The sequence below is a fragment of the Corynebacterium sp. AOP36-E1-14 genome, assembly GCF_052377495.1.
Taxonomy (GTDB): domain Bacteria; phylum Actinomycetota; class Actinomycetes; order Mycobacteriales; family Mycobacteriaceae; genus Corynebacterium.
Map to the genome: position 1 here is coordinate 103,178 of NZ_JBQSWV010000009.1, position 6,000 is coordinate 109,177.

Below are 6,000 nucleotides of genomic sequence, written 5' to 3' on the forward strand. Positions count from 1 at the left end.
CTATTCCTTTTGGTACTGCCCCTGAACGACGGTAATATCGACGAAAAGTTCTAAGGCGCGACCCCGCCGGCCCGGATGACCACCGTGCGGAGGGATCGCGACCGAGAAGGGGCGTGACTGGTGCTGTTGAACATTCTGATTACCGTCGTGGTGATCGCACTCGCATGTGGCGTGATAATCGCCGGCGCGAGATTCCTCACCCTCCGGAGTCGGGGCATCCCCGTGGTGGTCAGAAGCCTTCCCAACCAGGACGGGCGGCACTGGCGCCACGGGGTTCTTGTATACGGCAGCGGTATCGCCCGGGTGTACAAGCTGCGCTCCGTGCGTCCGGAGTCGGACCTGCAGCTCAACCGGCACCACACCGAGATCACCGACCGGCGCATCATCACCGACCGTGAGTCGGCCTTCCTGGAGCCCGAGCTTCACGTGATGACGTTGGAGGACGGGGCCAAGACCTGGGAGGTCGCCCTGGACGATGCGGGGGACACGGCCCTGGTGTCGTGGCTGGAGTCGGCACCTTCGGAGCGGATGATTCGCTCGGACCTGCGCACGGTGAGGAAACGGGGCATACGGTAGCCTGTCCCTCATGCGTTTGGTCATCTGCCGCTGCTCCGTCGACTACGAGGGGCGCCTCGCGGCCCATCTCCCGGAAGCTGACCGTCTGGTCATGGTGAAGGCGGACGGCTCGGTGAGCATCCACGCCGACGACCGTGCCTACAAGCCGTTGAACTGGATGACGCCGCCGTGCACGCTCAGCGTCGCCGAGGGCGACGACGTCCCCGACGAGCTGTCGGAGCAGGGCGTGACGGCGGTGTGGACGGTGGAGAACCCGAAGAAGGAACGCCTGACCATCAAGATCGGCACGGTCTACTCCGACACCTCCCACGAGCTCGGTGAAGATCCGGGCCTGGTCAAGGACGGTGTGGAGTCGCACCTGCAGGAGCTGCTCGCCGAGCAGATCGACATCCTGGGGGAGGGCTACACCCTGGTGCGCCGGGAGTACCCGACCGCGATCGGGCCGATCGACATCCTCTCCCGCGACGCCGACGGTGCGGCCGTCGCCGTGGAGATCAAGCGGCGCGGTGGCATCGACGGGGTGGAGCAGCTCAGCCGGTACGTGGAGCTGCTCAACCGGGACGAGCTCCTGGCCCCGGTGCAGGGTGTCTTCGCCGCCCAGGAGATCAAGCCCCAGGCCAAGACCCTGGCCGAGGACCGTGGCTTCCGCTGCGTCACCCTGGACTACCAGGCGATGCGCGGGGTGGAGTCCGACGAGCTCCGCCTGTTCTGACGTAGGCCGGGAGCGGGTCGATGCCGAGACGCAACAGGAGGGACGCGACCCCGTCGCGCGGGCTGCCGCGCGACGGTGGGTCCTACCTGGGCACCCGGCGTGAGGACGCGCCGTCCTGGGCGGGCGGGACGTCCGGCTGGACGGAGAGTTACCTGGTTCGACGGATCGGCCCGAAGGCGGCGGTGAAGTACTACGTCTGCCCGGGCTGCAACCAGAACATCCCGCCGGGGGTGGCGCACATCGTCGCCTGGCCGGACTCGCACCGCGGTGGCGACGACCGGCGTCACTGGCACTCCGGGTGTTGGGAGCGGAGGCGTACGGGGCGGCGCTAAGATGGGGCGCCATGACGACACCGAACCATCCGGGACAGCATCAACAGGGCGGCGCGGCGGCCCCGAACCGTTTCGCGGCCGGCGCCGTGGACCTCGGGGCGGTCAAGGAGGCCGCCGACCAACGCCAGCGGGCGGCGGAAAGGTCGAGGCAGGAGGCCGAGTCGGGGGCGCGCATCGCCCGTAGTGCGGCGGTGACGCCGGAGAGTTTCGAGCAGGACCTGGTGGTGCGCTCCACCCAGGTCGCGGTGATCCTGCTGCTGGGCAGTCCGCGTGCCGAGGGGTGCGCGGAGATGTCCGCCGAATTCACCCGACTGGCTGAGGCGCAGGACGCCTCCGGCGCCCCCGTGCAGTGGGTCTTCCGCGAGGTTGACGTGGACACCACCCCGGAGATCGCCCAGGCGCTGCAGGTGCAGGCCGTGCCCACGGTGCTGGCGCTGGCCGGCGGACGTCCGTTGACGAACTTCGAGGGCGTGCAGCCCGCCGAGCAGATCGCGCAGTTCGTGGACGCCGTCGTGCGCGCCGTGGACGGTCGGCTGCCGGGGCTGCCGGAGTCCGACGGTAGCGAAGACGCCGGTGCCGGCGCTGACGGCCTTGACGCCACCGACGGGGGAGAGGACGCCGTCGACCCGCGCTTCGAGCGCGCCGGCGTCCTGCTGGACGGCGAGGACTACGCCGGGGCGGTCGCGGTCTACGACGAGATCATCGCGAACCCTGGCGCAGACCCCGCCGCGGAGCCGGAGGCCGTGCAGGAACTGGTGGCGGAGGCGCGTGCCGCCCGCGTGACGGCACTGCTGCTGGAGCGTTCGGCGCAGGGGGCGTCCGACGAGGTCGACGACCTGCTGCTGGCCGGTGAGCGGGTGCAGGCCTTCGACACCCTCATCGAGCGCATCAGGACCAGCGCCGGCGACGAGCGCGACGCCGCGCGCAGCCGGCTGCTGGAGATCTTCGCCATGTACGACACCGCCGATGCCGAGGTCATCGCGGCGCGTACCCGCATGGCCTCGGCACTGTTCTGAGGTGGGTGGGGCCGGTGGACCCCTGATCCACCACGGCGCGGCACGGTAGGGCACGATGGAGGACGTGAACGACACCATCATCTCCTCACCCGCCACCGCCGACGCCCTCGACGAGGACCTCGTCCTCGACCTGCGCGAGGTGACCATCGTCCGCGACGGACGCCATGTCCTGCACCCGGTGACCTGGCAGGTCGAGGTCGACGAGCGGTGGATCATCATCGGTCCGAACGGGGCGGGCAAGACCTCCCTGCTGACCATCGCCGGGGCGCGCCAGTACCCCTCGTCCGGCACCGCCCGGATCGTGGGGGAGACCCTGGGCAAGACGGACGTGCGCGAGCTGCGCACCGCGGTGGGCATGTCGTCGGCCGCGGTGGCCCACCAGGTGCCCGGCGGGGAGAAGGTCCTCGACCTGGTGATCTCCGCCGGCTACGACGTGATGGGCCGCTGGCGTGAACGCTACGACCGGGGTGATGAACTGCGTGCCATGGAGATCCTGGAGCAGATGGGTGCGCTGCACCTGGGGGAGCAGACCTGGGAGACGCTGAGCGAGGGCGAGCGTAAACGCGTGCTGATCGCGCGTGCCCTGATGACCGACCCTGAACTGCTGCTGCTCGACGAGCCGGGCGCAGGCCTGGACCTGGGTGGGCGTGAGGACCTGGTGCGCATGCTCGGGGAGCTGGCGGAGGACCCGGACGCCCCTGCGACGGTGATGGTGACCCACCACGTCGAGGAGATCCCCCCGGGATTCACCCACGGCATGATCCTCGACGAGGGCAGGGTGGTCGCCCAGGGGCTGCTGGAGGACGTGATGACCTCCGAGAACCTGACCCGGGCGTACCACCAGCCGATCTCGTTGTCCTTCGACGACGGGCGCTACTTCGCGCGCAGGGCACGCACCGGGGGAAGCCACCGGGCACGCTGAGGGCCAGGAACCGGCCCACACGACTATGGTGGAGGACATGGTGGACGGCAGTGTGAACGGCAGTGAGCGTGACGGCGCACGTGACGGGGCACCTGACAGGGCACGTGACGGGGCCCCGGGGGCGGTCGTGCCGGCCCGGCACGCCTCGACGCTGATGCTGCTGCGAGATACGCTCAGCGGCCCGGAGGTGTACGTCCAGGAGCGTGCGAGCACGATGCGTTTCTGCGCGGAGATGACGGTCTTCCCCGGTGGCGGGGTGGACGCCCGGGACCTGCCCGGCGACGTCGACGGCGACGGCCACGACTCCCCGGAGATCGGCTGGCAGGGCCCCTCGCCGCAGTGGTGGGGCGAGCGGCTGGGGACCTCGCCGGAACTGGCGCGCGCCCTGGTGTGCGCGGCGGTGCGCGAGACTTTCGAGGAAACCGGCACCCTGCTGGCCGGCTATGCCGGTGAGGCAGGGGAGAACGGTTCCGGGCCGGTGCGCGACACGGTTCCCTACCTGCCGTTCCGGCAGGAGCTCGAGCAGCACCGGCTGGCCTTCTCCGACTTCCTGAGCATGCACGACCTGGTGCTGCGCGGCGACCTGCTGCGCCCGTGGGCGAACTGGGTGACCCCGGAGTCGCAGCCGATCCGGTACGACACGGCGTTCTTCGTCGCCGCGATGCCCGAGGGGCAAGAGACGCACGGGGACACCCGTGAGGCCAGTTCGACGGGCTGGTTCCGTCCGGCCACGCTGCTCGACGGCTGGCGCAACCGCAAGATCAACCTCATGCCGCCGACGTGGTCGCAGCTGAAGATGCTCGACACCTTCCGCAGTGTCGGGGAGATCCTGGACTTCGCCGAGACGCTGCGGGTGGACCCGGTGCGTTCCGAGCCGGTCGACGAGCCCTACATGGCCGAGTACTACCTGCTGGAGACCCGGATGTACGGCTACCCCGAGCGGGTGTTCGCCCCCGGCATGAAGTTCGCCGTCGACCCGGGGGAGCTGCCCCCGTCCCCGTTCGCGTGAGTTTCACGCTGGAGGAGGTCGACTGGCTCGTGGCGCACCCGGACGCCGTGGCCGGGGCGGAGAACCTCGCGCTGACGAAGTCGAGCCGGGTCGCTGACACCGCGACGCTGCGCCGGGAACACGGCGAGCACGCCCGCGCCCTGATGGAGCTGGTCGCCGCCCGGCGTTCGGCCGTGGCCGGCGGCAAGGTGCCCGGTGACTGGCTGGTGTGCGGGGACTCCGCCCAGCAGGCGACACCGGCGGTGGTGGCCGCCGAGCGGGCGGACCACATCGCCACCATGCTCGGGGCCGGCACCGGCGGGCAGGCGGGCGGGGGGCTCGTCGTCGCCGACGTGACCTGCTCGGTCGGTACCGAGCTGCCGCATCTCGCCGGACGCTTCGGCACGGTGCTCGGCGGCGACCTGGATCCGTCCCGGCTGGCGATGGCGCGCCACAACATGACGGTCACAGGACAGGACGCAGGACGCGTCGCGCTGGTGCGTGCCGACGCGGTGCGTCCCGTCTTCGCCCCCGGTGCCGTGGACGTGGTGGTCGCGGACCCGGCCCGCCGGACGGCCCGCGGGCGGATCCGCGACCCGAAGGACCTGCTTCCGCCGCTGCCGGACCTGCTCGAGGCGCACCGGGGGTCCGCGGTGGCGGTGAAGTGCGCCCCGGGCATCGACTACGGCGAGTGGGAGGGCCAGGTCGACGTGGTCAGCGTGGACGGCGGGGTGAAGGAGGCGTGCCTCTACACCCCGGAGCTCGCGGCGCACGAGCGTCGGGCCGTGGTCTTCCGCGACGGTCGACGCCGCGTCCTGACCTCCGACGACCCGGAGTCCGAGGAGGTGGGCCGCGTGGGGCGCTACATCCTTGACCCGGACGGTGCGGTGGTGCGCGCCGGGCTGGTCCGTCAGTACGCCGCCGCCCTGGGCTGGTGGCGGGTGGACCCGCACATCGCCTACCTCAGCGGCGACTCCCTGGAGGACCTGTCGGCGAGGGGGACGGGGACGGAGGGGGCCTTCCTGCCCGGCCAGCGCGTCTTCGAGGTGATCGAGGAGGTCCAGCTGAAGAAACTGCGTCCGGCGTTGGCGGCGTTGGACTGCGGACGTCTGGAGATCCTGGTGCGTGGGGTCGACGTCGACCCGGACCAGTTGCGCCGCAAGATGAAGCTCAAGGGCGGGCGGGAGCTGACGGTCGTGCTCACCCGGATCGGCGACGCCTCTGTAGCGGTCATCACCGAGGAACTACACCTGCGGGGGTAGTTCTAAATAAATGATTTCTGCGACAGTTGGCCTCGTCGTCGCAGGTGACGCGCTTACGCCGGTGACGTGACCCGGGGGAAATCCCAATGTGGGGTACATCACGGTGATTCGCAGGTAGACTTCGGACCGAAGAAAAGCACCCCAAGCAGGAAGGCCTATGAATGTCGAACATCGTGGTTCTGGTCAAGCAGG

At 70.3% G+C, this 6,000-nt stretch carries 7 protein-coding genes; all 7 read left to right on the top strand.

What is annotated here, in order from left to right; translation table 11 throughout:
* The first annotated feature begins 150 nt into the window (after positions 1–150).
* The 7 genes from ACT3TD_RS06265 (at position 151) to ACT3TD_RS06295 (ending at position 5,808) form a co-directional block, all read left to right on the top strand.
* A complete protein-coding gene (locus tag ACT3TD_RS06265) occupies positions 151–576 on the top strand; it encodes a DUF2550 domain-containing protein (RefSeq protein WP_444626430.1) in 426 nt (141 codons plus the stop codon).
* A gap of 10 nt (positions 577–586) precedes the next feature.
* Positions 587–1,288 (top strand): endonuclease NucS, encoded by a 702-nt coding sequence (gene nucS, locus ACT3TD_RS06270; protein WP_301443185.1) that lies wholly within the window; start codon positions 587–589, stop codon positions 1,286–1,288.
* A gap of 20 nt (positions 1,289–1,308) precedes the next feature.
* Positions 1,309–1,620, top strand: a complete 312-nt coding sequence (locus ACT3TD_RS06275) for a hypothetical protein (protein ID WP_441579534.1) — start codon at positions 1,309–1,311, stop codon at positions 1,618–1,620.
* Between the two features lie 11 nt (positions 1,621–1,631).
* Entirely contained in the window at positions 1,632–2,636 is a 1,005-nt protein-coding gene (locus tag ACT3TD_RS06280) for a tetratricopeptide repeat protein (protein WP_441579533.1), read from the top strand.
* A gap of 55 nt (positions 2,637–2,691) precedes the next feature.
* Entirely contained in the window at positions 2,692–3,558 is an 867-nt protein-coding gene (locus tag ACT3TD_RS06285; RefSeq protein ID WP_301443937.1) for an ABC transporter ATP-binding protein, read from the top strand.
* 154 nt (positions 3,559–3,712) lie between these two features.
* Positions 3,713–4,567: an NUDIX hydrolase gene (locus ACT3TD_RS06290; protein ID WP_441579541.1), complete on the top strand. Its 855-nt coding sequence runs from the start codon at positions 3,713–3,715 to the stop codon at positions 4,565–4,567.
* On the top strand, positions 4,564–5,808 hold the full coding sequence (locus ACT3TD_RS06295; RefSeq protein WP_441583069.1) for a class I SAM-dependent methyltransferase: 1,245 nt from the start codon (positions 4,564–4,566) through the stop codon (positions 5,806–5,808). Before ACT3TD_RS06290 ends, ACT3TD_RS06295 begins: the two co-directional genes overlap by 4 nt.
* Positions 5,809–6,000 lie beyond the last annotated feature (192 nt).